This window comes from Vibrio sp. 1151_11, assembly GCF_029478525.1.
Lineage (GTDB): Bacteria > Pseudomonadota > Gammaproteobacteria > Enterobacterales > Vibrionaceae > Vibrio > Vibrio anguillarum.
The window spans coordinates 86375-109039 of sequence record NZ_SHMN01000005.1 but is presented as its reverse complement, the minus strand read 5'-3'; the positions used below and the strand labels follow the sequence as shown (position 1 = coordinate 109039).

Sequence of the window (22665 nt, the reverse complement as noted above, 5' to 3'; positions counted from 1 at the left end):
TGCTTACTCCGAAATCGCTTCAACAGTGAGACCACGTTTAGCTGCAACCATTTCTGGTGACTTCACATCTACTAGACCAGCAACTGTTGCACGAACAACGTTGATTGGGTTAGTAGAACCGTACGCTTTCGCAAGTACGTTATGTACACCGGCAACTTCTAGTACAGCACGCATCGCACCACCGGCGATAACACCTGTACCTTCTGCAGCTGGCTGCATGTAAACTTTAGAGCCCGAGTGACGACCTTTCACCGCGTGGTGAAGAGTGCCTTCGTTAAGAGCGATAGTAACCATGTTACGACGCGCTTTTTCCATTGCTTTTTGAATCGCTGCAGGTACTTCACGAGCTTTGCCGTATCCGAAACCTACGCGACCATTACCGTCACCAACTACAGTTAGTGCAGTAAAGCTCATGATTCGACCACCTTTAACCGTTTTAGAAACACGGTTAACTGCGATTAATTTTTCTTGCAAATCACTAGCTTGTTGTTGTTCTTTAGCCATCTTCCAACCCTACCTTAGAATTTCAGACCAGCTTCGCGAGCAGATTCTGCTAGCGCCGCTACTCGACCGTGGTATTGGAAACCAGAACGATCAAACGCAACAGCTGATACGCCTTTTTCAAGAGCGCGTTCTGCAATAGCTTTACCTACCGCTTTAGCTGCGTCTACGTTACCGGTGTTCTTAACTAGCTCACGGATCGCTTTTTCTACAGTAGAAGCTGCTGCGATAACCTCAGAGCCGTTTGATGCGATAACCTGAGCGTACACGTGACGAGGAGTACGGTGTACTACTAGGCGAGTTGCACCCAGTTCAGCAATCTTACGACGTGCGCGTGTAGCACGACGGATGCGAGATGCTTTCTTATCCATAGTGTTACCTTACTTCTTCTTAGCTTCTTTACTACGCACATTTTCATCTGCGTAACGGACGCCTTTACCTTTATAAGGTTCTGGCTCACGGTAAGAACGGATGTCAGCCGCAACTTGACCCACTACTTGCTTATCGCAACCAGTTAGGACAATTTCAGTTTGGCTAGGACATTCAGCATTGATACCCGCTGGTAGTTCATGCTCTACAGGGTGTGAGAAGCCTAAAGTAAGACTTACTGAGTTGCCTTTAATAGCAGCACGGTAACCAACACCTTTAAGAACAAGCTTCTTAGTAAAGCCTGCAGTAACACCAACAACCATGTTGTTTACTAGTGCACGAGCAGTACCTGCTTGTGCCCAAGCGTTAGCAACACCTTCACGAGGACCGAAAGTAAGGTTGTTTTCTTCCTGTGCAATAACTACGCCTTTATTCAGGACGCGAGTCAGCTCACCTTTACCACCTTTTACAGTGATTTCTTGGCCGTTTAGTTTCACCTCTACGCCAGCTGGAATAGCGACAGGTGCTTTAGCAACACGAGACATATCCTACTCCTTACGCTACGTAGCAAATGATTTCACCGCCAAGACCTGCTTTGCGAGCAGCACGGTCAGACATCAGACCCTTGGAAGTGGACACCACAGCAACACCCATACCGCCCATCACTGTTGGTAACGCGTCTTTTTTCTTATAAACGCGTAGACCAGGACGTGAAACACGTTGGATTTGCTCGATTACTGGTTTAGCTTGGAAGTACTTAAGAGTAACTTCTAGCTCAGGTTTTACTTCGCCTTCAACAGCGAAATCTGCGATATAACCTTCAGCTTTTAGCAGTGCAGCAATTGCAACTTTAAGCTTTGAAGAAGGCATTTTTACAGCAACTTTATTTGCTGCCTGACCGTTACGAATGCGGGTCAGCATATCCGAAATCGGATCTTGCATGCTCATAAGATTTACTCCAAATGATTAAGTGGCAATTACCAGCTAGCCTTACGAAGTCCAGGAATCTCGCCTTTCATGCAAGCTTCGCGAACTTTGATGCGGCTTAGACCGAACTTACGTAGGAAACCGTGTGGACGACCAGTTTGGTTGCAACGGTTGCGCTGACGTGAAGCACTTGAATCACGTGGAAGAGCTTGCAGTTTAAGAACTGCGTTCCAACGATCTTCTTCAGATGCGTTTACATCGCTGATGGTAGCTTTTAGCATTGCACGCTTTTCTGCGAACTTAGCTACTAGCTTTGCACGTTTTACTTCACGTGCTTTCATTGATTGTTTAGCCATAACAGTAACCCTTCACCTTACTTACGGAATGGGAAGTTAAAGGCAGCCAGCAGAGCACGGCCTTCCTCATCGGTACCAGCAGAAGTCGTGATAGTGATATCAAGACCGCGTACACGATCGACTTTATCGTAGTCGATTTCTGGGAAGATGATTTGCTCGCGAACGCCCATGCTGTAGTTACCGCGTCCGTCAAAAGACTTAGCGCTAACACCACGGAAGTCACGTACACGTGGAAGTGCAATAGAGATTAAACGCTCTAAAAAATCCCACATACGTTCGCCACGCAAGGTTACTTTACAACCAATTGGGTAGCCTTCACGAATTTTGAAACCTGCAACAGATTTACGAGCTTTAGTGATCAGTGGTTTTTGACCAGAGATCGTAGCCATATCAGCTGCTGCATTTTCTAATAGTTTCTTATCGTTGATAGCTTCACCAACGCCCATGTTTAGGGTGATTTTATCAATCCTAGGGACTTGCATGACGCTTGTGTAACCGAACTGTTTGGTCAGTTCAGTCACTACAGACGACTTGTAGTAATCATGCAGTTTCGCCATAGTAGAACTCCAAATTACTTCTAATTAGTTAGAAACGATTTCACCGTTAGATTTGAAGAAACGAACTTTTTTGCCGTCTTCAAAACGGAAACCGATACGGTCCGCTTTACCAGTTGCTGCGTTAAAGATTGCAACGTTAGAAGCATCAATAGCTGCTTCTTGTTCAACGATGCCACCTTGTTGACCTAGAGCCGGAACCGGCTTTTGGTGTTTCTTAACAAGGTTGATACCTTCAACGATAACTTTACCAGTTACGAGAACCTTAGTTACTTTACCTTTCTTGCCTTTATCTTTACCAGCAAGAACGATTACTTCGTCATTACGACGGATTTTAGCTGCCATGTGTGCCGCTCCTTACAGAACTTCAGGTGCTAGTGACACGATTTTCATAAATTTCGCATTGCGAAGTTCACGAGTCACTGGACCAAAGATACGTGTACCGATAGGTTGCTCTGTATTATTGTTCAACAATACGCAAGCATTACGGTCGAAGCGAATGACAGAACCGTCTGGACGACGTACGCCTTTACGGGTGCGAACTACCACCGCCTTCAGTACATCACCTTTTTTAACTTTACCGCGAGGAATTGCTTCCTTCACTGTAACTTTGATGATGTCACCGATATGTGCATAACGGCGGTGAGAGCCACCCAGAACCTTAATACACATTACCTTGCGCGCGCCTGAGTTATCAGCTGCATCAAGTGTACTTTGCATTTGGATCATTGTTAGTGCTCCGCTAAATATTAAAACTAGACCCTCTCGGGTCGGGCTGCCTCTTTAAAAGGGACGCGAATTGTACCACCCTTTCCTAAGATTGGGTAGACAAAAAATAAACGGCTCCAAAAAAACTTTGGAGCCGTTTAAAATCATAGAATAACGATGATTACATCTTCGCTTTTTCTATAACTTTAACCAATGTCCAAGACTTAGTCTTAGACAGAGGACGACACTCACGAATCTCAACGGTATCGCCTAGGCCACACTCGTTGTTTTCGTCATGTGCGTGTACTTTAGTCGTACGCTTTACGAATTTACCGTAAATTGGGTGTTTCACCATGCGCTCGATAGCAACAGTGATAGATTTATCCATCTTGTCACTAATAACACGACCTAGTTGAGTACGAATTTTGTCGCTCATTATTCGCCTGCCTTCTCAGTCAAAACAGTTTTAACGCGTGCGATATCACGGCGTACAGCTTTCAAAGTATGAGTTTGCTGTAGTTGACCAGTTGCAGCTTGCATGCGCAAGTTGAACTGTTCACGTAGCAAATTCAGTAGCTCAGCGTTAAGCTCTTCAGCGCTTTTTGCGCGTAGATCTAGTGCTTTCATCACATCACCTGTTTAATTACGAATGTAGTTTTGAATGGCAGTTTACGAGCCGCTAGGCGGAACGCTTCACGTGCCAATTCTTCAGGTACACCGTCCATTTCGTACATAACCTTACCAGGTTGGATTTGGGCTACCCAGTACTCAACGTTACCTTTACCCTTACCTTGACGAACTTCTAGTGGTTTTTCAGTGATTGGCTTATCTGGGAACACACGGATCCAGATTTTACCTTGACGCTTAACGTGACGTGTCATTGCACGACGTGCCGCTTCGATCTGACGAGCAGTTAGACGACCACGTCCAACGGCTTTAAGACCAAATGTACCGAAGCTTACGTCAGTACCTTTAGCTAGACCGCGGTTGCGACCAGTATGAACCTTACGGAACTTAGTGCGTTTAGGTTGTAGCATCAGTCGACTCCTTACTTACGGCCTTTACGCTGCTTCTTAGGCTTGTCAGCCTTTGGCTCAACAGCGTTTGCAGCTGGCATACCACCAAGGATTTCACCCTTGAAGATCCAAACTTTAACGCCGATCACACCGTATTGAGTGTGAGCCGAAGAAGTTGCGTAATCAATGTCAGCACGTAGAGTGTGTAGAGGCACACGGCCTTCACGGTACCACTCAGAACGTGCAATTTCAGCGCCGCCAAGACGACCGCTTACTTCCACTTTGATACCTTTAGCGCCTAGACGCATAGCATTTTGTACCGCACGCTTCATAGCACGACGGAACATAACGCGACGCTCTAGTTGAGACGCGATGCTATCAGCCACTAATTGGCCGTCTAGCTCAGGCTTACGTACTTCAGCGATGTTAATTTGCGCTGGTACACCTGCAATTTTAGCTACAGCTGCGCGTAGCTTCTCAACGTCTTCACCTTTCTTACCGATAACAACGCCTGGGCGAGCAGTGTGGATAGTCACACGAATGCTCTTAGCAGGACGCTCGATAACGATGCGTGATAGAGACGCTTTTGAAAGTTCCTTAGTAAGGAACTGACGTACCTTGAAGTCGCCGTCTAGGTTGTCAGCGAAATCTTTGGTGTTAGCAAACCATGTAGCATTCCAAGGCTTAACGATGCCAAGACGAATACCATTAGGATGTACTTTCTGACCCATTGCTTACTCTCCTAGTCTCTTAGCGGTCTGCTACAACAACAGTGATGTGGCTTGAACGCTTCAAGATACGATCCGCACGGCCTTTTGCACGAGGCATAATACGCTTCATGACCGGGCCCTCATCTACGAAGATTTTAGCGACATTAAGATCGTCGATATCTGCACCTTCGTTGTGTTCTGCGTTAGCGATAGCTGACTCTAGAACTTTCTTAACTAATACAGCCGCTTTTTTGTTGCTGAAAGTTAGGATTTCAAGAGCCTGATCCACAGATTTACCACGGATTAGATCTGCAACTAAGCGAGCTTTCTGAGGAGAAATGCGAGCAAAGTTATGTTTAGCAATAGCTTCCATCATTTACTCCTTAGCGCTTCTTAGCTTTCTTATCCGCAGCGTGACCACGGTAAGTACGAGTTGGTGCGAATTCGCCCAGTTTGTGACCGATCATTTCATCAGTGACAAATACTGGAACGTGCTGACGACCATTATGGACAGCGATGGTCAAACCAATCATTGATGGAATGATCATTGAACGACGGGACCAAGTCTTAATAGGCTTTTTGTCTCCGCTTTCCACCGCTTTCTCTACCTTCTTCAGCAAGTGTAGGTCAATAAATGGACCTTTCTTGAGAGAACGTGGCATGGCTTATCCTCTTATATAGATTACTTATTACGACGACGTACGATGTACTTGTCGGTGCGTTTGTTGCTACGAGTCTTGAAGCCCTTAGTAGGCATACCCCAAGGAGATACTGGGTGACGACCACCAGATGTGCGGCCTTCACCACCACCGTGTGGGTGGTCAACCGGGTTCATTACTACACCACGTACAGTTGGACGTACGCCGCGCCAGCGTGAAGCACCAGCTTTACCTAGTTCACGTAGCATGTGCTCAGAGTTACCAACTTCACCGATTGTTGCACGGCCTTCAGAAAGTACTTTGCGCATTTCACCAGAACGTAGGCGGATAGTTGCATAAGTACCGTCGCGAGCGACAAGTTGAGCATATGCACCAGCCGAACGAGCTAGCTGTGCACCTTTACCAGGCTTAAGTTCAACACAGTGAATAGTAGAACCCACTGGGATGTTGCGCATTGGCAGAGTGTTACCTGCTTTAATTGGCGCATCAACACCAGACTGGATTGTATCACCAGCTTGAACACCTTTAGGTGCGATAATGTAACGACGCTCGCCGTCTGCGTACAGAACTAGAGCGATATTTGCGCTACGGTTTGGATCGTATTCTAGACGCTCAACTTTCGCTGGGATGCCATCTTTAGTACGTTTGAAGTCAACCAAACGATAGTGTTGCTTATGACCACCACCGATATGACGTACTGTGATACGACCGTTGTTGTTACGACCACCATTCTTAGAGTTTTTCTCTAGAAGAGGTGCGTATGGCTTACCCTTGTGTAGGTCAGCGTTAACAACTTTAACGACGTGACGACGACCAGGGGAAGTCGGCTTACATTTAACAATAGCCATTATTCAACTACTCCTGTTATTCCGCGCCGCCAACAAAGTCAAGATCTTGACCTTCTTTCAAAGTCACATACGCTTTTTTAACGTCGCTGCGGCGACCTTGGCGTAGACCTTGACGTTTGGTCTTACCCTTAGTGATAAGAGTATTTACAGACTTAACTTCAACTTCAAATAGCTTTTCTACAGCTGCTTTGATCTCTTTCTTAGTTGCATCTTTTGCTACTTTGAAAACGATAGTGTTCGCTTTCTCAGCAGTCATAGTTGCTTTTTCAGAGATGTGCGGTGCACGTAGAACTTTTAGTAGACGCTCTTCACTGATCATGCCAGCATCTCCTCAACTTGCTTAACTGCTTCTGCAGTCATTAGAACCTTGTCAAACGCAATTAGGCTAACTGGGTCAAGACCCGCTACGTCACGTGCGTCAACTTTATATAGGTTGCGAGCAGCTAAGAATAGATTCTCGTCTACTTCGCCAGTAACGATGAGTACATCGTTAAGCTCAAGTTCTTTAAGCTTAGCTAATAGCTCTTTAGTTTTTGGTGCTTCTACTGAGAAGTTATCAACAACGATTAAACGCTCTTGACGAACTAGTTCAGAAAGAATGCTCTTCATAGCACCGCGGTACATTTTTTTGTTTACTTTTTGGCTGTGATCTTGTGGTTTCGCAGCAAAAGTAACACCACCTGTACGCCAGATTGGGCTACGAATTGTACCAGCACGTGCACGGCCAGTACCTTTTTGACGCCATGGCTTAGCGCCACCGCCAGAAACTTCTGAACGTGTCTTTTGAGCACGAGTACCTTGACGAGCACCTGCTGCATACGCAACAACTACTTGGTGTACAAGGGCTTCGTTGAACTCACGTCCGAAAGTAGTTTCGGAAACAGTTAGTGCGTTAGCACCTTTAACCATCAATTCCATTACTTACTCCTAGACGTTATGCTTTAATAGCTGGTTTGACGATCACGTTAGCGCCAGTTGCACCTGGTACTGCACCTTTAATAAGAAGCAGATTGCGCTCAGCGTCAACACGTACGATCTCTAGGTTTTGAGTCGTTACACGCTCAGCACCCATGTGACCTGCCATTTTTTTGCCTTTGAACACGCGACCTGGAGTTTGACATTGGCCAATTGAACCCGGTGCACGGTGAGACAAAGAGTTACCGTGAGTCATATCTTGGGTACGGAAATTCCAGCGCTTAACAGCACCTTGGAAACCTTTACCTTTAGATGTACCAGTAACGTCTACTTTTTTAACTTCGTTGAAAAGTTCTACATTTAGCTCAGTGCCAACTTCAAACTCTTCGCCGTTTTCTAAACGGAATTCCCAAAGACCGCGACCAGCTTCTACACCTGCTTTCGCAAAGTGACCAGCTTCTGGTTTAGTTACACGGTTGGCTTTCTTAGTACCAGTAGTTACCTGGATTGCTGCATAGCCGTCAGTCTCAAGAGTTTTCACTTGAGAAATACGGTTTGCTTCAACCTCAACAACAGTTACTGGGATAGAAACGCCTTCTTCAGTAAATACGCGGGTCATACCCACTTTACGTCCGACTAGACCAATCATTCTTCTAATCTCCCTTAACCTAGGCTGATTTGTACGTCAACGCCAGCAGCTAGATCTAGGCGCATCAGTGCATCAACAGTTTTATCTGTTGGCTCAACGATGTCGATTAGACGTTTGTGAGTACGAATTTCGTACTGATCACGAGCATCTTTGTTGACGTGTGGAGAGATAAGAACAGTGAAACGCTCTTTACGAGTAGGAAGTGGAATAGGACCACGAACCTGTGCGCCGGTACGCTTAGCTGTTTCAACGATTTCCGCTGTAGAAGCATCGATTAGTTTGTAATCGAACGCTTTTAGGCGGATACGGATACGTTGGTTCTGCATGAGACAGAGCTCCAATAATTAAAAATTACACAAACAATATCGCCACTCAAACTCGTTAAAACGAGAGAATGCCGATTGATTTATGTGAAACCGTAGTGCCAAAATTAGGCACATTGTCAGTTAATTTTCGATTAACTTTAATCTATTACTAAACGCAACAGAGCTAATTGTATTAACTGCGAACATAAGCTGAGTATACGTTACTAAACTAACAGCTAGGTCAGTTTACTCCTCACTGCTCATTGGTTCACAACTGGATTTAACCAGTGCGGTGCATTATACAGATCACCATTACACATGCAAGCGCTGTGTAGAAATTAAACTTATAAACTATCTATTTCTTCTTTCACTGAGGAAGTAATAGAAGGGATAGAAGGATGAGGTGAGCACTCACTACCCTATCCTTTTATCCCTGATGCACAATTATACAGCTTGGCGCTGTCTCACTGCTTCAAACAGACATATCCCAGCCGCTACTGATACGTTCAGGCTAGAAACGGTGCCCGCCATCGGTATTTTGATCAGATCATCGCAGGTTTCGCGCGTTAAACGGCGCATACCATCCCCTTCAGCGCCCATAACAATCGCAAGGGGCCCTGTCAGTTTGGCTTGGTAAATGTCATGCGTCGCCTCACCGGCAGTGCCAACAAACCATACGCCTTGTTCTTGAAGGGCGCGCATGGTACGTGCAAGATTCGTCACTCGTACTAAAGGCACAGTTTCAGCAGCGCCACAAGCGACTTTGCTGACCGTTGCCGTCATTGGTGCTGACTTATCTTTCGGTACGATCACTGCAGCGACCCCGGCAGCATCGGCGTTACGTAAGCATGCGCCGAGATTATGCGGATCGGTAACACCATCCAAAACAAGTAATAGCGGTTGTTCATGCTGTGCGATGATTGCTTCTAAATCATGCTCATTAAGCTGTTTTGCTGGTTTTACACGAGCAATGATGCCCTGATGATTCGCCCCTTGAGCCTTGTCATCCAATGTTTTACGTCCCATCTGTTGAATAGAGACACCGCAATGTTGCAGTTCATTTAACAGTGGAAGCAGGCGATCATCTTGTCGCCCTTTTAGTACAAACGCTTCTATCAATCGCGCTGGATCTTTTTCAAGTACAGCGCTGACCGCGTGAATACCATAAATACATTCGTTACTCATGATTTACCCATTGATCGTTATTTACTAGCACGCGCTTTATTTGCTTTGGCCGCGGGTTTCTTTTTGCGTGCTTTTGTTGTTTTGCTTTTTTTTCGTTCAGGTTTTGAGCCTTCACTACTTTTTTCATCTGGGCGTTTAGTCGCTTCAACTAAAGGAGTTGCCTTTCCTTTACTTGACGTCACCTTCTTGCCACGTGCTTTCTCTCGTGCATCCGTTGCACGTTTCTTCGCTGTCTTGCCTTCTCCGCGCAGCTTACGGCTAGTGCCCACGATTTCAAAGTCAATTTGACGATCATCCAAGTTGACGGATAACACTTTGACTTTAACGGCGTCACCTAAGCGATAGATGTTGCCAAAACTTTCGCCGATCAATCGTTGTCCCACGGGATCAAATTGATAGTAGTCATTCGCTAGCGTTGAAATATGGACCAATCCATCAATGTGCAACTCAGTTAAACGAACGAAGAAACCGAAACCTGTCACGTTGGCTATGACTCCATCAAGCTCTTCGCCTACATGATCTTGCATGTATTCACACTTGAGCCAATCGGATACTTCACGCGTCGCATCATCAGCACGGCGTTCTGTCATTGAACATTGCTGACCATAGAAGTCCATGTCATCAAAAGAGTAGTGATAACCACCTGTGGTTGTCCAACGGTCGGTGTGATTACCCGATTCTTTGGCAATCAAATATTTAATTGCGCGGTGCAATAGGAGATCAGGGTAGCGACGAATAGGTGAAGTAAAGTGCGCATAGCGTTTGAGCGCTAAACCAAAGTGACCACAGTTATCCGCGTTATACACAGCCTGCTTCATGGAACGCAGTAACATGGTTTGGATCAACTCTTTGTCTTGGCGCTCACCAATCTGTTTCATTAAGTTAGCGTAATCGGTTGGCGAAGGCTCTAGCCCACCCGCTAAGTTCAAACCAAGCTCGCCTAAGAAATCCCTAAAACCGGTCAAACGCTCTTCTCCCGGTGATTCATGGATACGGTACAGAGCGGGCTCTTTCGCTTTTTCCACCAGCGATGCTGAAGCAATATTAGCGAGGATCATGCACTCTTCGATTATTTTATGCGCATCATTACGGACAACAGGTTCAATGCTGTCGATTTTACGCTCAGCATTAAAGATAAACTTAGTTTCAATCGTTTCAAATTCGATACCGCCACGCTCATCACGCGCTGCTTTTAGCACCTTATACATCGAATAGAGTTCTTCAAGATGAGGAACCACAGCTTGATAACGTTCGCGTAGCTCTTCATCCCCTTCAAGAATGGCGTGTACTTTGTTGTAAGTTAAACGGGCATGAGAGTTCATCACGGCTTCGTAATGTTTGTAACCCGAAATTTTGCCCGTTGCAGAGACTGTCATCTCGCACACCATGCATAGACGGTCGACTTGTGGATTAAGTGAACAAAGACCGTTCGACAGTACTTCCGGTAGCATAGGGACGACTTGCGATGGGAAGTAAACTGAGTTACCACGGTTGATCGCTTCTTTATCCAAAGCCGTATCGGGGCGCACATAATAACTTACGTCAGCAATCGCAACCCAGAGACGCCAGCCACCACCTTTTTTGGCTTCGCAATAAACCGCGTCATCAAAGTCACGCGCGTCTTCACCATCAATAGTCACTAAAGGTAATTGACGCAGATCCACGCGCCCTTGCTTCGCCTCTTCTGGAACTTCTTCTCTCAGGTTTTCGACTTGCTTTAATACTTCTTGCGGCCACTCATGAGGGATCTGGTGAGTGCGAATCGCTATTTGTGTCTCCATACCGGGAGCCATATTTTCCCCAAGTACTTCAACAACCCTGCCTGTCATTCCTCTTGCTCTGGCACCGCGATCGGTAATTTCAATCACCACCACGTTCCCCATGCGAGCTCCGCCTTTGTGCTCATTAGGGATCAAGATGTCTTGAGTGATGCGTGAATCATCGGGCACGACATAAGAGTAGCCATTTTCGAGGAAGAAACGCCCAACAAGTTGAGTTTTGCGTTCTTCCAACACTCGAACCAAACGCCCTTCTTTACGGCCTCTTTTATCCGTGCCTGTCGGTTGTACCAGCACGTAGTCGCCATGAATAATGGTACGCATTTGGTGATGAGGTAGCAAAACATCGTTATCTTTGCCAACGCTGCCATCAGGACGAACCCACCCATGACCATCTTTATGTCCGATTACGTGACCTTTGATCATTTCCAGTTTTTCTGGCAATGCATAGCATTGGCGACGAGTAAATACCAATTGGCCATCTCGCTCCATCGCACGCAAACGACGGCGTAGCCCTTCGTATTGCTCTTCACCAGATAAACCCAATGCCTCAAAAAGATCATTACGATTCATCGGTACATTGGCTTCGGTTAGAAATTCGAGGATGAATTCTCGGCTTGGAATTGGATTTTCGTAATTGCTAGATTCTCGATCCGCAAAAGGATCGTTATTGATAATTTCAGACATAGGCAGACCTGCTAAAGCAAGGAGAGATAGCCAGAGTATAACTGACTCACGGCAGAAGCTACAGCAGCGTATTGATTATTATAGGCTAATGCGTTAGAGGAAAAGCGCAGAAATGACTTCGCCCAACCGTGTGGGCGAAATAAGAAAAGCAATAATGAAGGCTACCAAAACGTATCTCTGCGCTTGGCTCGCGCAACCACATTTTGTGGCATTCGCTGCTCTAACCCCTGCCGGAGCATAGAGATCCGAGAATGTATTCTTTGATCGATAGTCACCGAATTATAAAGCCAGCGATAAGCATCTTCATAATCAAGCGGGCTGCCATAATCACGCAGCAAAAGCTCAGCTAGATGGATACGAGCATTAATATTGCCCATCGCAGCGGCTTCACGCAGATAGGGAATAGCTCGCTCTTTATCCTGCTGTACTAAAGTACCACGCGAATAATAACGCCCAAGCTGCTCTAACGCAGCGGGTAAACCTTGATGAGCTGCATTTTCCATATAGTACAAGCCAAGTTCGACATCTTGATCTACACAGACCCCCCACGCTAGCATATCTCCATACAAAAACTCGTAGGAAGGCAGGCTGATGCGAGTAGCACGCGCAACAATATCTTCTACCAATTGGCAGTTGTCGGCCTTGACTTGCTCTAAATGTTTATTTTGCTCAATTAACTTGATTAGTTCAGCTTCGGTGTAAATAGGGACTGGCTCACCCACTTCCGCCACGTTGGCATGACTCAAGGATGAGGTCAGCGCTAAAAACAATGAAGCTGCTACCGTTCGTAGCTTCATACCTGCACTCTTTATGTCTATCGATAGCCTTAAAATTATAGCCTCAGTTTCATCTAGGGCTGGGCTTGATAACTTTATCGACCAGTGCGGCAAACTCTTTAGACAAAATTTGCCGTTATTCGGCCATTTATTGCCACACCAAGGACAAAATATCATCAATACAGGTATAAAAAAACCGGCTCTGAAAGCCGGTTTTAAAAACGTTTATCAATCAACCATTAAACTGAAAATGGGTGAACCTTGATAATGGTTTCGTTACGATCTGGACCTGTAGAAACGATGTCAACAGGTACACCAGTCAACTCTTCAATACGTTTGATGTAATCAAGCGCCGCTTGTGGCAGGGCATCAATTGATTTAGCACCGAAGGTATTTTCAGACCAACCAGGCATAGTTTCGTAAATAGGTGTTACCGCTTCAAAAGCGTCAGCTGCCATTGGTGATACTTGAGCAATTGAGCCATCTGGCATTTGGTAACCCGTACAGATTTTTAGCTCTTCTAGACCATCAAGTACGTCAAGTTTAGTCAAGCAGAAGCCTGTGACTGAGTTAATTTGAATGGCGCGACGCATCGCTACCGCATCAAACCAACCACAACGGCGCTTACGGCCTGTTGTTGCACCAAACTCATGGCCTTTCGTGCCTAGGTGATTACCGATTTCATCATCCAATTCGGTTGGGAATGGACCTGCACCAACGCGAGTACAGTAAGCTTTCGCGATACCTAGAATATAACCTAGATGACGAGGGCCGAAACCAGAACCTGCAGCAACACCACCAGCAGTCGTGTTAGAAGACGTTACGTATGGGTAAGTACCGTGGTCGATATCAAGCATAGTACCTTGCGCACCTTCGAACATGATTTTGTCGCCACGCTTACGCGCTGCATCAAGTTCATCGGTCACGTCGATCACCATCGAAGTCAGCAAATCAGCATAGCCTTGTGCTTGCTCAAGTACGGATTCGTAGCTTACTGGTTCAGCTTTGTAGAAATGCTCAAGTTGGAAGTTATGGAACTCCATCACTTCTTTTAGCTTTTCTGCAAATGAAGCCATATCGAACAAGTCACCAACGCGTAAACCACGACGAGCCACTTTGTCTTCATAAGCAGGACCGATACCACGACCTGTCGTACCAATTGCTTTTTTACCACGAGCCGTTTCACGAGCTTGGTCAAGCGCAATGTGGTAAGGAAGAATAAGTGGGCAAGCTTCAGAAATGAAAAGACGTTCGCGGACTGGAATACCACGCTCTTCTAGAGGCTTCATTTCATTGATTAGTGCGTCAGGTGAAAGCACAACACCGTTGCCGATGATGCATTTCACTTTATTGCGAAGAATGCCGGATGGAATTAAATGAAGAACGGTTTTTTCACCGTCAATGACCAAAGTGTGGCCTGCATTATGGCCGCCTTGGTAGCGAACCACGTATTTTGCATCTTCAGTTAAAAGGTCTACGATTTTACCTTTGCCTTCGTCACCCCATTGGGTGCCTAGAACGACTACGTTATTTCCCATCTTTCCAAGTCTGATTGCTAGTTAAAAAAGGATTCTAGCACCGAATCCTTTTCCTTGCAGTCCTTTTTTAAACACGAAAATGTCATAAAAATATAACTTAATAAATGATTCAGTTATTAGGCACGTAAGTTACTCATCCGAATATATTTTTACGATCAGCTCTCCTTGACGATCAACACAAGCACGGTACATACCAGAACTGTTCATTGCAAAATGAATGTCGCCTTGCGCATCAATGGCGATCAATCCACCCTCACCACCGAGCGTTTTAAGTTCACCCTGAATAATGGTTTCACATGCGGTATGAACATCTTCTTTTAAATAACGCATGCGAGCGGCAACGTCACTGGCAACCATTTTACGAATGAAATATTCCCCCATGCCCGTTGTCGATACCGCCACATTACCATTTTCAGCCACCGTTCCTGCACCTATGATGGGAGAATCGCCGACGCGACCAAATTTTTTATTCGTGATGCCACCGGTACTAGTAGCAGACGCAAGGTTGCCTTGTTTATCCAATGCAACTGCGCCAACAGTGCCAAATTTCTTGTCATCTGGGAATTTTGATTCCGACAAAGCAAATTGATTGTTGCTTTTCATCGCTAGCAACTGTTCATAACGACGCTCAGTAAAAAAGTAATCTTGTTCTGTATATTGATGCCCTTGAGTAAAAGCAAACGCTTCTGCGCCCTCACCAATCAACAACACATGATCACTGTGCTTCATTACATCACGCGCGAGCTGCACCGGATTTTTAATGTGCCGAACCCCAGCGACCGCGCCTGCGTCCATCATTTTGCCATGCATGACAGAGGCGTCCATCTCCACCATCTCTTGATGCGTTAACACCGAACCTTTTCCTGCGTTAAACAACGGAGAGTCCTCAAGTATTTTCACAGCCTCCACCACCGCATCCAGTGCATCACCACCTTGTGCCAGTACTTGATGCCCCGCTCGGACAGCACTTTCTAGCGTGTTCAAAATATCGTGCTTTAATGATTCGCTCATTTGTTGACGAATGATGGTTCCGGCGCCGCCATGAATTGCTATAGCAAAAGGTTGTGACATGAGAATTCCTTAACTTAATAAATTGAGAGGCAATACACTTCTGTTCTACACATTAACTATACCCAAATAACTTGAAGTTGCAGGTAGACGGCAAGTGAGTACTGTAATAATTAACAAGCAACAAAAAAGCGCTAATCGCATGACGATTAACGCTTTCCATTTCATTGTATCAGTCGGTTATTACTGCCTACTTTGGCACTACCAACCAAAAAATGATTAATGTGAACCGCAGCTGCCGCCACCGCAACAACCTTCTTTTTTCTCACCATGGTCATGGCCTTCACCACCACAGCAACCACCTTCATGATCATGATCGTGGTCATGGTCGTGGCCATGTCCACAGCCACCAGCTTGGTGAATGTGACCATGTTGGATCTCTTCTTCAGTTGCAGCGCGAATCGCAACGACTTCTACATCAAACGTTAATGTTTGGCCAGCCAACATGTGGTTACCATCAACTACTACTTCGTCACCATCCACTTCCGTGATTTCAACTGGAATTTGGCCTTGGTCAGTATCCGCTAGAAAACGCATACCCACTTCAATTTCATCAACGCCTTGGAAAACTTCAGCAGGTACACGTTGTACAAGCTCATCGTTGTATTCACCGTACGCTTCTTCAGGAGCGATAGTTGCTGTGAACTTATCGCCCACAACTTTTCCTTCTAACTCATTTTCAAGGCCAGTGATTAGATTGTTGTGACCGTGAAGGTAATCTAGTGGTGCATCAACTGTTGATTGGTCTACGACTGCACCATCTTCCAATACTAATTGGTAGGCTAGGCTTACAACCACGTTCTTTTCAATTTTCATAACAACTCCAAGGAGGTTTGTTCCTAGGTTGTCATCTTCAAACCTAAGAAATCGATCGGTATGAGGCGTATTATGAAGATCTATTCCAGAAACTCAATTATTCTGGTTTAAAAATCCCGATCATCTCTTGCCGAGCATGTTCACTTTTTTCTACAGATTTGGGCTTTCGCTGCTCATGGTAGTCGCACTCGACACACTCAACGAGCTCTATGTTATTTTCAACCCACCAGCGCAGAGTATCTTGTGACTGACAACTTGGGCACTTTGCACCGGCAATAAAGCGTTTTTTCTGTTTCACGTTACATCCTACAACTGAATATTGATTGGCGTTATTTTTCCCAATAATGACGAGATTGGCGATCATTATCCATTTCACGCCCAAATATTTCTTCCAGCTCTTTACGTGCCTCTTTGGCGCGCAGTGCGAGTTGTTTGTCTTGGTTATGTTGCGGTAGCAGCTCTTTGAGCATCGCATTATCGAGTTTTCTAAAATGTGCTTCGGCGCGCTTGGCTTGGTAAGGGTGCATGCCCAATTCGACCAGTACTTGTCGGCCGAGGTCCAAAGCGCCTAAGAAAGTTTCCCGCGAGTATTTATCGACCCCATGGCTGAGTAACTGATACGCCTCTACCCGGCTACGAGCGCGAGCTAAGATCTTTAACTGCGGGAAATGGTGCTGACAAAGCTCGACAATTTTCATCACTTCATCGGGCGCATCAGTACAGATGACAATCGCCTCAGCTTCTTCTGCACCCGCGGCGCGCAACAGTTCAAGTTGAGTTGCATCACCATAAAAAACGTTATAACCGTACTCTCTCAATAATTTAATTTGACTGGCATCGCTTTCTAATACGGTAATTTTAATCTTATTGGCGTACATCAAACGCCCTACAATTTGCCCAAAACGGCCAAAACCCGCAATGATGATTTGCGGCTGTTTATTGACGACATCGGAATGCATCTCATCGTCACTGCTGAGGTTCAATTTTCGCGCAAACCATTTGTCCTGAATCGTCAGTAATAAAGGTGTGGTGACCATCGACAGACTGACCACAACGAGCAAAAAGGCCACTTGATCCGGTGATAGCACACCCTGTGCGCTTGCCGCAGTGAAAATCACGAACGCGAACTCGCCGCCTTGGCTGAGGATCGCCGCCATTTTGCTGCGCGCTTTAGAACGCGTACCCGACAAACGCGCGAGGAGATAAAGGATTCCTCCTTTGAGCACCACTAGACCGAATACAGCCGCCAACACTTGCAGCGGCGCTTGCGCCAATAAGCCCAAATTAACCGCCATTCCAACGGCAATAAAAAATAGCCCGAGCAATAACCCTTTAAACGGTTCAATCGCGATTTCTAGTTCATGGCGAAATTCACTTTCAGCCAGCAGCACACCAGCCAGGAAAGTACCGAGCGCCATTGACAAGCCAAGCTGCTGCATCAGCAGTGCAATACCAATTACCAACAGTAAGGCAGCAACGGTAAAAAGCTCTCGCACGCCACTGGTCACAATATAACGAAACAGTGGGCTCAAGAGGAAATGCCCCGCCACCAGCAAAGCGGTAATACCACCCAACATCCAAATCATATCTAACCAGCTTCCACCCGCGTTGCCTGCCAGCAAAGGCAAAAAGGCCAACATTGGGATGACAGCGATATCTTGAAAAAGCAGTACCGCAAAACCAGACTGGCCAGCTTCACTGCGTGTTAGCCCTTGTTCTTCAATTACGCGTAATGCGATTGCTGTCGAAGAGAGCGCAAGGCCCATACCAATCACTAAACTACTCTGCCAGTTAACGCCTAATAGATAAGCAATACTGGCGATGACTAAGGTACTGACCACCACCTGCGCGCCACCCAAACCAAGGATCGGCCCACGCATCTGCCACAATTTTTTGGGATTTAATTCCAGCCCAATCAGAAACAACAGCAGCACTACGCCAAATTCAGCAAAGTGTAATATGGCTTGCACATCACTGATTAAACCGAGCCCCCAAGGGCCTATGGCTACACCAGCTAACAAATAGCCGAGCACCGAACCCAGCCCTGCACGCTGAGCAATCGGTACGGCCACCACAGCCGCGGTTAAAAACACCACGCTGCTTTGTAAAAAATCACCGCTTAACGCCATCAAGCTCTCCTTGTGTGGCCAGTGGGTGTTGCAACCAGTGTCGATAATGCTCAGCGTGTTGATAGCGCTCCATATCACTCACATTACGTGACCAGTAGAGCACTAACGGTTCCATCCAGTTCATACAACACAGAGCCGCGGTTAATTCAAATGGTTGGAGAATTTGATCCAGTGGGTATTTGTTGTAGCCCCGCTCATCAAACGCTTCTTTTTTTCCGCCCGTGGTGATGACGCTACGCCAGTATTTACCATGCAACGCCGTCTGTCCGCCGAAGGCAAACCCTTTGGCAAGCACGCGATCAAACCACTCTTTGAGTAGCGCTGGGCAGGAATACATATAAAGAGGGTGTTGAAACACAATCACATCATGCTCAAGTAGTTTTTGCTGCTCTGCGTGCACATCGATAAAAAAATCGGGATAGGTTGCATACAAGTCATGCACTGTGACGTGGGAAAGTGACGCAATATTGTGCAGCATAGTTTGATTGGCGATGGAGTTTAATGGCTCAGGATGCGCATAAATCACCAATATTTTAGGTGTAATTTGGTCAGGCATGACGGTGGTGGACATTTTTGTCTGCGCTCCCAATAGTTATCAATATGTTATTAAGCATAATAACGCAATTTGCATAATGATCGACATTTATCCTTATTGCCCCTACTATTCCACGCGATAACGTCTCGATATGAAAAATAGATTTTTATGATTACCTTCTCTGATATTCAATTACTGCGCGGCGGTAAACCGCTCCTTGAAAAGGCCTCTGCAACTATCCAGCCGGGCGATAAAGTTGGCCTAGTAGGCAAAAATGGCTGTGGCAAATCAACGCTCTTTGCCCTACTCAAAGATGAGCTATCTATTGACGCTGGCTCCTTCAGTAAACCAGCTCACTGGGAATTGGCTTGGGTTGCCCAAGAAACTCCGGCTCTTGATCGCAATGCGATTGAATATGTCATCGATGGCGATCGTGAATATCGTGAATTAGAACGACGCCTCAGCGTTGCTGAAGAGGCTGACCAAGGAACCTTGGTTGCAGAGCTGCATGGAAAAATTGAAACCATCGGCGGATACAGTATTCGTGCCCGTGCTTCTGAACTGCTTGATGGTTTGGGGTTTAGCCAAGAACAGATGGGATGGAGTTTAACGCAATTTTCGGGTGGTTGGCGGATGCGCTTAAACTTAGCGCAAGCGCTGTTGTGCCGCTCGGATTTACTGCTGCTTGATGAACCAACCAACCACTTGGATTTGGACGCCGTCATGTGGCTTGAACGTTGGTTACAAAACTATCCCGGCACCTTGATCTTGATTTCCCATGACCGCGATTTTCTTGATCCGATCGTCGGACGCATCATCCATATCGAAAATCAAACCATGAATGAATACACCGGAAACTACTCATCGTTTGAAAATCAACGAGCGCAAAAACTGATCTTGCAGCAAGCCATGTACCAGAAGCAGCAAAAGCAGATGGTGCACATGCAAAGCTACATCGACCGTTTCCGCTACAAGGCCTCCAAAGCTCGCCAAGCACAAAGTCGTATCAAAGCGTTGGAACGAATGGAAAAAGTGCTGCCAGCTCAATTTGATAACCCATTTAATTTCGAATTTCGAGAGCCTTCAGCACTGCCTAACCCAATCATGATGATGGACGAAGTCTACGCCGGGTATGGTGAACGTTTAATTTTAGAAAAAATTCGCCTCAACCTTGTACCGGGAAGCCGTATTGGATTACTCGGGCGTAACGGTGCGGGTAAATCAACATTAATTAAATTGCTCTCCGGTGAGTTAAAACCACAAGGCGGCGATCTCACTTATTCGCAAGGTGTAAAAATTGGTTACTTTGCCCAGCATCAGTTAGAAACACTGCATCCAGAAGAGACCCCTCTGCAGCACATGATGCAAATCGCCCCAGATAAAAACGAACTTGAGCTGCGTAATTATCTGGGTAGCTTTGGTTTCCAAGGCGACAAAGCGCTAGAAAAAATCGCTCCGTTTTCCGGGGGTGAAAAGGCTCGCTTAGTGCTTGCGCTAATTGTGTGGCAAAAACCGAACTTGCTGCTGCTTGATGAACCCACCAACCACTTAGACTTGGATATGCGTCAAGCCCTAACGTTTGCCCTGCAAACCTTTGAAGGCGCGATGGTCATCGTCAGCCATGATCGCTATCTACTGCGCGCAACCACCGATGACTTGTACTTGGTGCACGATCGTCAAGTCGCGCCTTTCGATGGGGATTTGACCGACTACTACAAGTGGCTGACAGAACAACAGAAAGCGGAACGTAGAGAAGTTCAATCTCAGCAACCTGCCAAAGACAGCAGCAACAGTGCCGCTGCCAAAAAAGATCAAAAGCGCCGAGAAGCGGAATTTCGCATCCAAACCGCACCAATTCGCAAAAAACTGACACAACTCGAAGCGAAAATGGACACATTGAACGCGGCACTGGCGCAAACTGAAGAGCAATTGTCTGATACTTCGCTGTATGAAGCCGAAAACAAAGCTAAACTTACCGAAGTGATTGCGCTTCAAGCTCGCAGCAAATCGGCACTTGAAGCAATCGAAATGGAATGGATGTCGGAACAAGAGACACTCGAACAACTAGAGCAGGAATTCAGTCGCTAAGATGAGCCAAGAGCACGTACGATTATCACTGACCTTAGAACGCTTATGGCAATTCAGTTTGCAATACTACAGCGTGCGAGAAGTGAAAGAGGCGTGCTTAAGTTTACAAAATAACTTCCACGGCAACGTCAACTTATTGCTGCTACTCAAATGGCTTGATGAGCAACAAGTGACGGTTGCCGATGCTGACTGGCAAAATGTCACTCAATGCATCGGTCGTTCAGAAGCGCTGTTGCACAGTTACCGAGAGTTAAGACGACGTTTGAAGAGCATGGTGCCAGATACGCTGTACCGCGAGGCGCTGCAATTTGAGCTGCAACTTGAAAAGCAGCAGCAAGCTGACCTTGTGGAATGTATCAACGCATTGGCATTGCAGAATAACCATGGTGAACAATTAACGCTGCGTTACTGTCGCCAGCTTGGCTGTGAGCATTTGCATCTCGCCTTTAAAACCCCAGCGCCTCATTCTCAAAAACCGTAACTACATCAATTGCTCTCTCAGTGTATACTGGTCGCAATTCATAAAAATAATACGCTATGGTTATGACTCCATTTATCGCTGCTACTGGGCTAACAAATCCACACCTTCAGACTCTGCTTCCTCGTTTGTTGCGCAAACGCGCACGTTTTGAGCCGCTGTGGCAAACGCTGTTTACACCTGATGGTGATTTTTTAGACCTTGCTTGGAGTGATGATTGGCGCTCAGAGCGAGTACAAAATAAACCCCTATTCGTCTTGTTTCATGGCTTAGAAGGCAGTTTTCATAGCCCTTATGCCAATGGCTTAATGTACGCCTTCGCACAGCAGGGATGGTTATCGGTCATGATGCATTTTCGCGGCTGTAGCGGCAAACCGAACCATCTGGCGCGTGCTTACCATTCTGGTGAAGTTGAAGATGCACGCTTTGTGCTCGAATACATACGCAAGCAATGCCCGAATCGACCTATCGCGGCAGTGGGCATTTCTCTTGGCGGCAATATGTTGGTTAATTACTTAGCACAATATAGTCACGACCCGATCGTTAGCGCGGCAACCGTTGTCTCTGCTCCACTCGATCTGGCAGCGTGTTCCACACGTATTGAACAGGGATTTTCAAAGGTTTATCGCGCTTACTTACTGACATCATTGAAAAAAAATGCACTAAAGAAACAGCATCTTTTACATAATGAGTTAGGTATTTCTCACCATCAAATTAAACACATCAAAAAACTTTACGAATTTGACAATCTCATCACCGCGCCTTTGCATGGTTTTCAAGATGCGCAGGATTACTACCAGCAGTGCTCAGGCCTTTCAAAGCTGACACAAATTCGCGTGCCGCTACAAATCATTCAAGCGCAAGATGACCCCTTTATGACGGATGCCGTGATCCCAAAATTTGCCTTACCAGAGAACATCCATTACCGCTTATTTACCCAAGGTGGCCATGTCGGTTTTCTCAGCGGTAGCGCGCTTAAGCCTAAATTTTGGCTCGAAGAAGCACTTCCAACCTATTACGAAGATCTGCGTCACGGCAACCCTATTGACCATCAATGCAACGCATGATTA

Annotated in this window: 31 protein-coding genes; 3 read left to right on the top strand and 28 right to left on the bottom strand. The window is 46.1% G+C overall.

Annotated elements, in window-relative coordinates; translation table 11 throughout:
• Positions 1 to 3: 3 nt before the first annotated feature.
• From rpsE to kefG, 28 genes are all read right to left on the bottom strand, one after another.
• Positions 4 to 504 carry a 30S ribosomal protein S5 gene (gene rpsE / locus EXZ60_RS05750; protein ID WP_010318775.1) on the bottom strand — a complete coding sequence of 167 codons (501 nt, stop codon included), beginning with the start codon at positions 502 to 504 and terminating at the stop codon, positions 4 to 6.
• Positions 505 to 518: 14 nt separating this feature from the next.
• Positions 519 to 872: a 50S ribosomal protein L18 gene (rplR, locus tag EXZ60_RS05745; RefSeq protein ID WP_013855926.1), complete on the bottom strand. Its 354-nt coding sequence runs from the start codon at positions 870 to 872 to the stop codon at positions 519 to 521.
• 9 nt (positions 873 to 881) lie between these two features.
• Positions 882 to 1415, bottom strand: a complete 534-nt coding sequence (gene rplF / locus EXZ60_RS05740) for a 50S ribosomal protein L6 (RefSeq protein WP_010318773.1) — start codon at positions 1413 to 1415, stop codon at positions 882 to 884.
• Positions 1416 to 1425: 10 nt separating this feature from the next.
• Entirely contained in the window at positions 1426 to 1818 is a 393-nt protein-coding gene (rpsH, locus tag EXZ60_RS05735) for a 30S ribosomal protein S8 (protein ID WP_010318772.1), read from the bottom strand.
• A gap of 29 nt (positions 1819 to 1847) precedes the next feature.
• Positions 1848 to 2153 (bottom strand): 30S ribosomal protein S14, encoded by a 306-nt coding sequence (gene rpsN / locus EXZ60_RS05730; RefSeq protein WP_010318771.1) that lies wholly within the window; start codon positions 2151 to 2153, stop codon positions 1848 to 1850.
• A 17-nt stretch (positions 2154 to 2170) separates the two neighbouring features.
• Entirely contained in the window at positions 2171 to 2710 is a 540-nt protein-coding gene (rplE, locus tag EXZ60_RS05725; RefSeq protein ID WP_010318770.1) for a 50S ribosomal protein L5, read from the bottom strand.
• Between the two features lie 24 nt (positions 2711 to 2734).
• Positions 2735 to 3052, bottom strand: a complete 318-nt coding sequence (gene rplX / locus EXZ60_RS05720; RefSeq protein ID WP_010318769.1) for a 50S ribosomal protein L24 — start codon at positions 3050 to 3052, stop codon at positions 2735 to 2737.
• Positions 3053 to 3064: 12 nt separating this feature from the next.
• A complete protein-coding gene (gene rplN / locus EXZ60_RS05715; RefSeq protein WP_010318768.1) occupies positions 3065 to 3436 on the bottom strand; it encodes a 50S ribosomal protein L14 in 372 nt (123 codons plus the stop codon).
• A 160-nt stretch (positions 3437 to 3596) separates the two neighbouring features.
• On the bottom strand, positions 3597 to 3851 hold the full coding sequence (gene rpsQ, locus EXZ60_RS05710) for a 30S ribosomal protein S17 (protein WP_013855925.1): 255 nt from the start codon (positions 3849 to 3851) through the stop codon (positions 3597 to 3599).
• Entirely contained in the window at positions 3851 to 4042 is a 192-nt protein-coding gene (gene rpmC / locus EXZ60_RS05705) for a 50S ribosomal protein L29 (RefSeq protein WP_010318766.1), read from the bottom strand. Before rpmC ends, rpsQ begins: the two co-directional genes overlap by 1 nt.
• A complete protein-coding gene (gene rplP / locus EXZ60_RS05700; RefSeq protein WP_010318765.1) occupies positions 4042 to 4452 on the bottom strand; it encodes a 50S ribosomal protein L16 in 411 nt (136 codons plus the stop codon). Before rplP ends, rpmC begins: the two co-directional genes overlap by 1 nt.
• Before the next feature lie 11 nt (positions 4453 to 4463).
• The gene (gene rpsC, locus EXZ60_RS05695; RefSeq protein ID WP_010318764.1) at positions 4464 to 5162 is read right to left on the bottom strand and encodes a 30S ribosomal protein S3; all 699 of its coding nucleotides are present in this window, start codon (positions 5160 to 5162) and stop codon (positions 4464 to 4466) included.
• Between the two features lie 19 nt (positions 5163 to 5181).
• Positions 5182 to 5514: a 50S ribosomal protein L22 gene (gene rplV / locus EXZ60_RS05690; RefSeq protein WP_026027327.1), complete on the bottom strand. Its 333-nt coding sequence runs from the start codon at positions 5512 to 5514 to the stop codon at positions 5182 to 5184.
• A gap of 10 nt (positions 5515 to 5524) precedes the next feature.
• Positions 5525 to 5803, bottom strand: coding sequence for a 30S ribosomal protein S19 (rpsS, locus tag EXZ60_RS05685; protein ID WP_010318762.1), 279 nt, complete (start codon positions 5801 to 5803; stop codon positions 5525 to 5527).
• A 20-nt stretch (positions 5804 to 5823) separates the two neighbouring features.
• Positions 5824 to 6648 (bottom strand): 50S ribosomal protein L2, encoded by an 825-nt coding sequence (gene rplB / locus EXZ60_RS05680; RefSeq protein ID WP_013855922.1) that lies wholly within the window; start codon positions 6646 to 6648, stop codon positions 5824 to 5826.
• A gap of 16 nt (positions 6649 to 6664) precedes the next feature.
• The gene (gene rplW, locus EXZ60_RS05675) at positions 6665 to 6967 is read right to left on the bottom strand and encodes a 50S ribosomal protein L23 (RefSeq protein WP_010318760.1); all 303 of its coding nucleotides are present in this window, start codon (positions 6965 to 6967) and stop codon (positions 6665 to 6667) included.
• Positions 6964 to 7566 carry a 50S ribosomal protein L4 gene (gene rplD / locus EXZ60_RS05670; protein WP_010318759.1) on the bottom strand — a complete coding sequence of 201 codons (603 nt, stop codon included), beginning with the start codon at positions 7564 to 7566 and terminating at the stop codon, positions 6964 to 6966. The genes rplW and rplD overlap by 4 nt, the downstream gene beginning before the upstream one ends.
• A 16-nt stretch (positions 7567 to 7582) precedes the next feature.
• Complete coding sequence (rplC, locus tag EXZ60_RS05665) at positions 7583 to 8212, bottom strand: 50S ribosomal protein L3 (RefSeq protein ID WP_013855921.1); 630 nt, start codon at positions 8210 to 8212, stop codon at positions 7583 to 7585.
• A gap of 14 nt (positions 8213 to 8226) precedes the next feature.
• Entirely contained in the window at positions 8227 to 8538 is a 312-nt protein-coding gene (gene rpsJ / locus EXZ60_RS05660; RefSeq protein ID WP_001181007.1) for a 30S ribosomal protein S10, read from the bottom strand.
• A gap of 423 nt (positions 8539 to 8961) precedes the next feature.
• Entirely contained in the window at positions 8962 to 9702 is a 741-nt protein-coding gene (rlmB, locus tag EXZ60_RS05655) for a 23S rRNA (guanosine(2251)-2'-O)-methyltransferase RlmB (RefSeq protein ID WP_017042851.1), read from the bottom strand.
• 17 nt (positions 9703 to 9719) lie between these two features.
• Complete coding sequence (gene rnr / locus EXZ60_RS05650; protein WP_017046740.1) at positions 9720 to 12167, bottom strand: ribonuclease R; 2448 nt, start codon at positions 12165 to 12167, stop codon at positions 9720 to 9722.
• A gap of 161 nt (positions 12168 to 12328) precedes the next feature.
• On the bottom strand, positions 12329 to 12964 hold the full coding sequence (locus EXZ60_RS05645) for a tetratricopeptide repeat protein (protein WP_013855917.1): 636 nt from the start codon (positions 12962 to 12964) through the stop codon (positions 12329 to 12331).
• A 218-nt stretch (positions 12965 to 13182) separates the two neighbouring features.
• Positions 13183 to 14481, bottom strand: coding sequence for an adenylosuccinate synthase (locus tag EXZ60_RS05640; RefSeq protein WP_013855915.1), 1299 nt, complete (start codon positions 14479 to 14481; stop codon positions 13183 to 13185).
• A gap of 129 nt (positions 14482 to 14610) precedes the next feature.
• Positions 14611 to 15552 carry an isoaspartyl peptidase/L-asparaginase gene (locus tag EXZ60_RS05635; protein ID WP_094143381.1) on the bottom strand — a complete coding sequence of 314 codons (942 nt, stop codon included), beginning with the start codon at positions 15550 to 15552 and terminating at the stop codon, positions 14611 to 14613.
• A gap of 216 nt (positions 15553 to 15768) precedes the next feature.
• The gene (gene slyD, locus EXZ60_RS05630; RefSeq protein WP_013855912.1) at positions 15769 to 16365 is read right to left on the bottom strand and encodes a peptidylprolyl isomerase; all 597 of its coding nucleotides are present in this window, start codon (positions 16363 to 16365) and stop codon (positions 15769 to 15771) included.
• Between the two features lie 97 nt (positions 16366 to 16462).
• Entirely contained in the window at positions 16463 to 16663 is a 201-nt protein-coding gene (locus EXZ60_RS05625; protein WP_010318749.1) for a YheV family putative zinc ribbon protein, read from the bottom strand.
• 31 nt (positions 16664 to 16694) lie between these two features.
• Complete coding sequence (gene kefB / locus EXZ60_RS05620; RefSeq protein WP_088721332.1) at positions 16695 to 18494, bottom strand: glutathione-regulated potassium-efflux system protein KefB; 1800 nt, start codon at positions 18492 to 18494, stop codon at positions 16695 to 16697.
• Positions 18478 to 19065 carry a glutathione-regulated potassium-efflux system ancillary protein KefG gene (kefG, locus tag EXZ60_RS05615; RefSeq protein ID WP_174223808.1) on the bottom strand — a complete coding sequence of 196 codons (588 nt, stop codon included), beginning with the start codon at positions 19063 to 19065 and terminating at the stop codon, positions 18478 to 18480. Before kefG ends, kefB begins: the two co-directional genes overlap by 17 nt.
• Before the next feature lie 132 nt (positions 19066 to 19197).
• On the opposite strand from kefG, the gene EXZ60_RS05610 reads away from it, so the two are divergent.
• Genes EXZ60_RS05610 through EXZ60_RS05600 form a run of 3 tightly spaced genes read left to right on the top strand, consistent with a single transcriptional unit; the run spans position 19198 to position 22662 of the window.
• On the top strand, positions 19198 to 21117 hold the full coding sequence (locus EXZ60_RS05610) for an ABC transporter ATP-binding protein (RefSeq protein WP_017049199.1): 1920 nt from the start codon (positions 19198 to 19200) through the stop codon (positions 21115 to 21117).
• Position 21118: 1 nt separating this feature from the next.
• Complete coding sequence (locus tag EXZ60_RS05605) at positions 21119 to 21598, top strand: TIGR02444 family protein (protein ID WP_010318745.1); 480 nt, start codon at positions 21119 to 21121, stop codon at positions 21596 to 21598.
• 56 nt (positions 21599 to 21654) lie between these two features.
• Positions 21655 to 22662 (top strand): hydrolase, encoded by a 1008-nt coding sequence (locus EXZ60_RS05600; protein WP_277435436.1) that lies wholly within the window; start codon positions 21655 to 21657, stop codon positions 22660 to 22662.
• Positions 22663 to 22665 lie beyond the last annotated feature (3 nt).

Coding starts and splice junctions, on each gene's coding strand:
- rpsE (WP_010318775.1), bottom strand. CDS start 504: ATGGCTAAAGAACAACAACAAGCTAGTGATTTGCAAGAAAAATTAATC.
- rplR (WP_013855926.1), bottom strand. CDS start 872: ATGGATAAGAAAGCATCTCGCATCCGTCGTGCTACACGCGCACGTCGT.
- rplF (WP_010318773.1), bottom strand. CDS start 1,415: ATGTCTCGTGTTGCTAAAGCACCTGTCGCTATTCCAGCTGGCGTAGAG.
- rpsH (WP_010318772.1), bottom strand. CDS start 1,818: ATGAGCATGCAAGATCCGATTTCGGATATGCTGACCCGCATTCGTAAC.
- rpsN (WP_010318771.1), bottom strand. CDS start 2,153: ATGGCTAAACAATCAATGAAAGCACGTGAAGTAAAACGTGCAAAGCTA.
- rplE (WP_010318770.1), bottom strand. CDS start 2,710: ATGGCGAAACTGCATGATTACTACAAGTCGTCTGTAGTGACTGAACTG.
- rplX (WP_010318769.1), bottom strand. CDS start 3,052: ATGGCAGCTAAAATCCGTCGTAATGACGAAGTAATCGTTCTTGCTGGT.
- rplN (WP_010318768.1), bottom strand. CDS start 3,436: ATGATCCAAATGCAAAGTACACTTGATGCAGCTGATAACTCAGGCGCG.
- rpsQ (WP_013855925.1), bottom strand. CDS start 3,851: ATGAGCGACAAAATTCGTACTCAACTAGGTCGTGTTATTAGTGACAAG.
- rpmC (WP_010318766.1), bottom strand. CDS start 4,042: ATGAAAGCACTAGATCTACGCGCAAAAAGCGCTGAAGAGCTTAACGCT.
- rplP (WP_010318765.1), bottom strand. CDS start 4,452: ATGCTACAACCTAAACGCACTAAGTTCCGTAAGGTTCATACTGGTCGC.
- rpsC (WP_010318764.1), bottom strand. CDS start 5,162: ATGGGTCAGAAAGTACATCCTAATGGTATTCGTCTTGGCATCGTTAAG.
- rplV (WP_026027327.1), bottom strand. CDS start 5,514: ATGGAAGCTATTGCTAAACATAACTTTGCTCGCATTTCTCCTCAGAAA.
- rpsS (WP_010318762.1), bottom strand. CDS start 5,803: ATGCCACGTTCTCTCAAGAAAGGTCCATTTATTGACCTACACTTGCTG.
- rplB (WP_013855922.1), bottom strand. CDS start 6,648: ATGGCTATTGTTAAATGTAAGCCGACTTCCCCTGGTCGTCGTCACGTC.
- rplW (WP_010318760.1), bottom strand. CDS start 6,967: ATGATCAGTGAAGAGCGTCTACTAAAAGTTCTACGTGCACCGCACATC.
- rplD (WP_010318759.1), bottom strand. CDS start 7,566: ATGGAATTGATGGTTAAAGGTGCTAACGCACTAACTGTTTCCGAAACT.
- rplC (WP_013855921.1), bottom strand. CDS start 8,212: ATGATTGGTCTAGTCGGACGTAAAGTGGGTATGACCCGCGTATTTACT.
- rpsJ (WP_001181007.1), bottom strand. CDS start 8,538: ATGCAGAACCAACGTATCCGTATCCGCCTAAAAGCGTTCGATTACAAA.
- rlmB (WP_017042851.1), bottom strand. CDS start 9,702: ATGAGTAACGAATGTATTTATGGTATTCACGCGGTCAGCGCTGTACTT.
- rnr (WP_017046740.1), bottom strand. CDS start 12,167: ATGTCTGAAATTATCAATAACGATCCTTTTGCGGATCGAGAATCTAGC.
- EXZ60_RS05645 (WP_013855917.1), bottom strand. CDS start 12,964: ATGAAGCTACGAACGGTAGCAGCTTCATTGTTTTTAGCGCTGACCTCA.
- EXZ60_RS05640 (WP_013855915.1), bottom strand. CDS start 14,481: ATGGGAAATAACGTAGTCGTTCTAGGCACCCAATGGGGTGACGAAGGC.
- EXZ60_RS05635 (WP_094143381.1), bottom strand. CDS start 15,552: ATGTCACAACCTTTTGCTATAGCAATTCATGGCGGCGCCGGAACCATC.
- slyD (WP_013855912.1), bottom strand. CDS start 16,365: ATGAAAATTGAAAAGAACGTGGTTGTAAGCCTAGCCTACCAATTAGTA.
- kefB (WP_088721332.1), bottom strand. CDS start 18,494: ATGGCGTTAAGCGGTGATTTTTTACAAAGCAGCGTGGTGTTTTTAACC.
- kefG (WP_174223808.1), bottom strand. CDS start 19,065: ATGTCCACCACCGTCATGCCTGACCAAATTACACCTAAAATATTGGTG.
- EXZ60_RS05610 (WP_017049199.1), top strand. CDS start 19,198: ATGATTACCTTCTCTGATATTCAATTACTGCGCGGCGGTAAACCGCTC.
- EXZ60_RS05605 (WP_010318745.1), top strand. CDS start 21,119: ATGAGCCAAGAGCACGTACGATTATCACTGACCTTAGAACGCTTATGG.
- EXZ60_RS05600 (WP_277435436.1), top strand. CDS start 21,655: ATGGTTATGACTCCATTTATCGCTGCTACTGGGCTAACAAATCCACAC.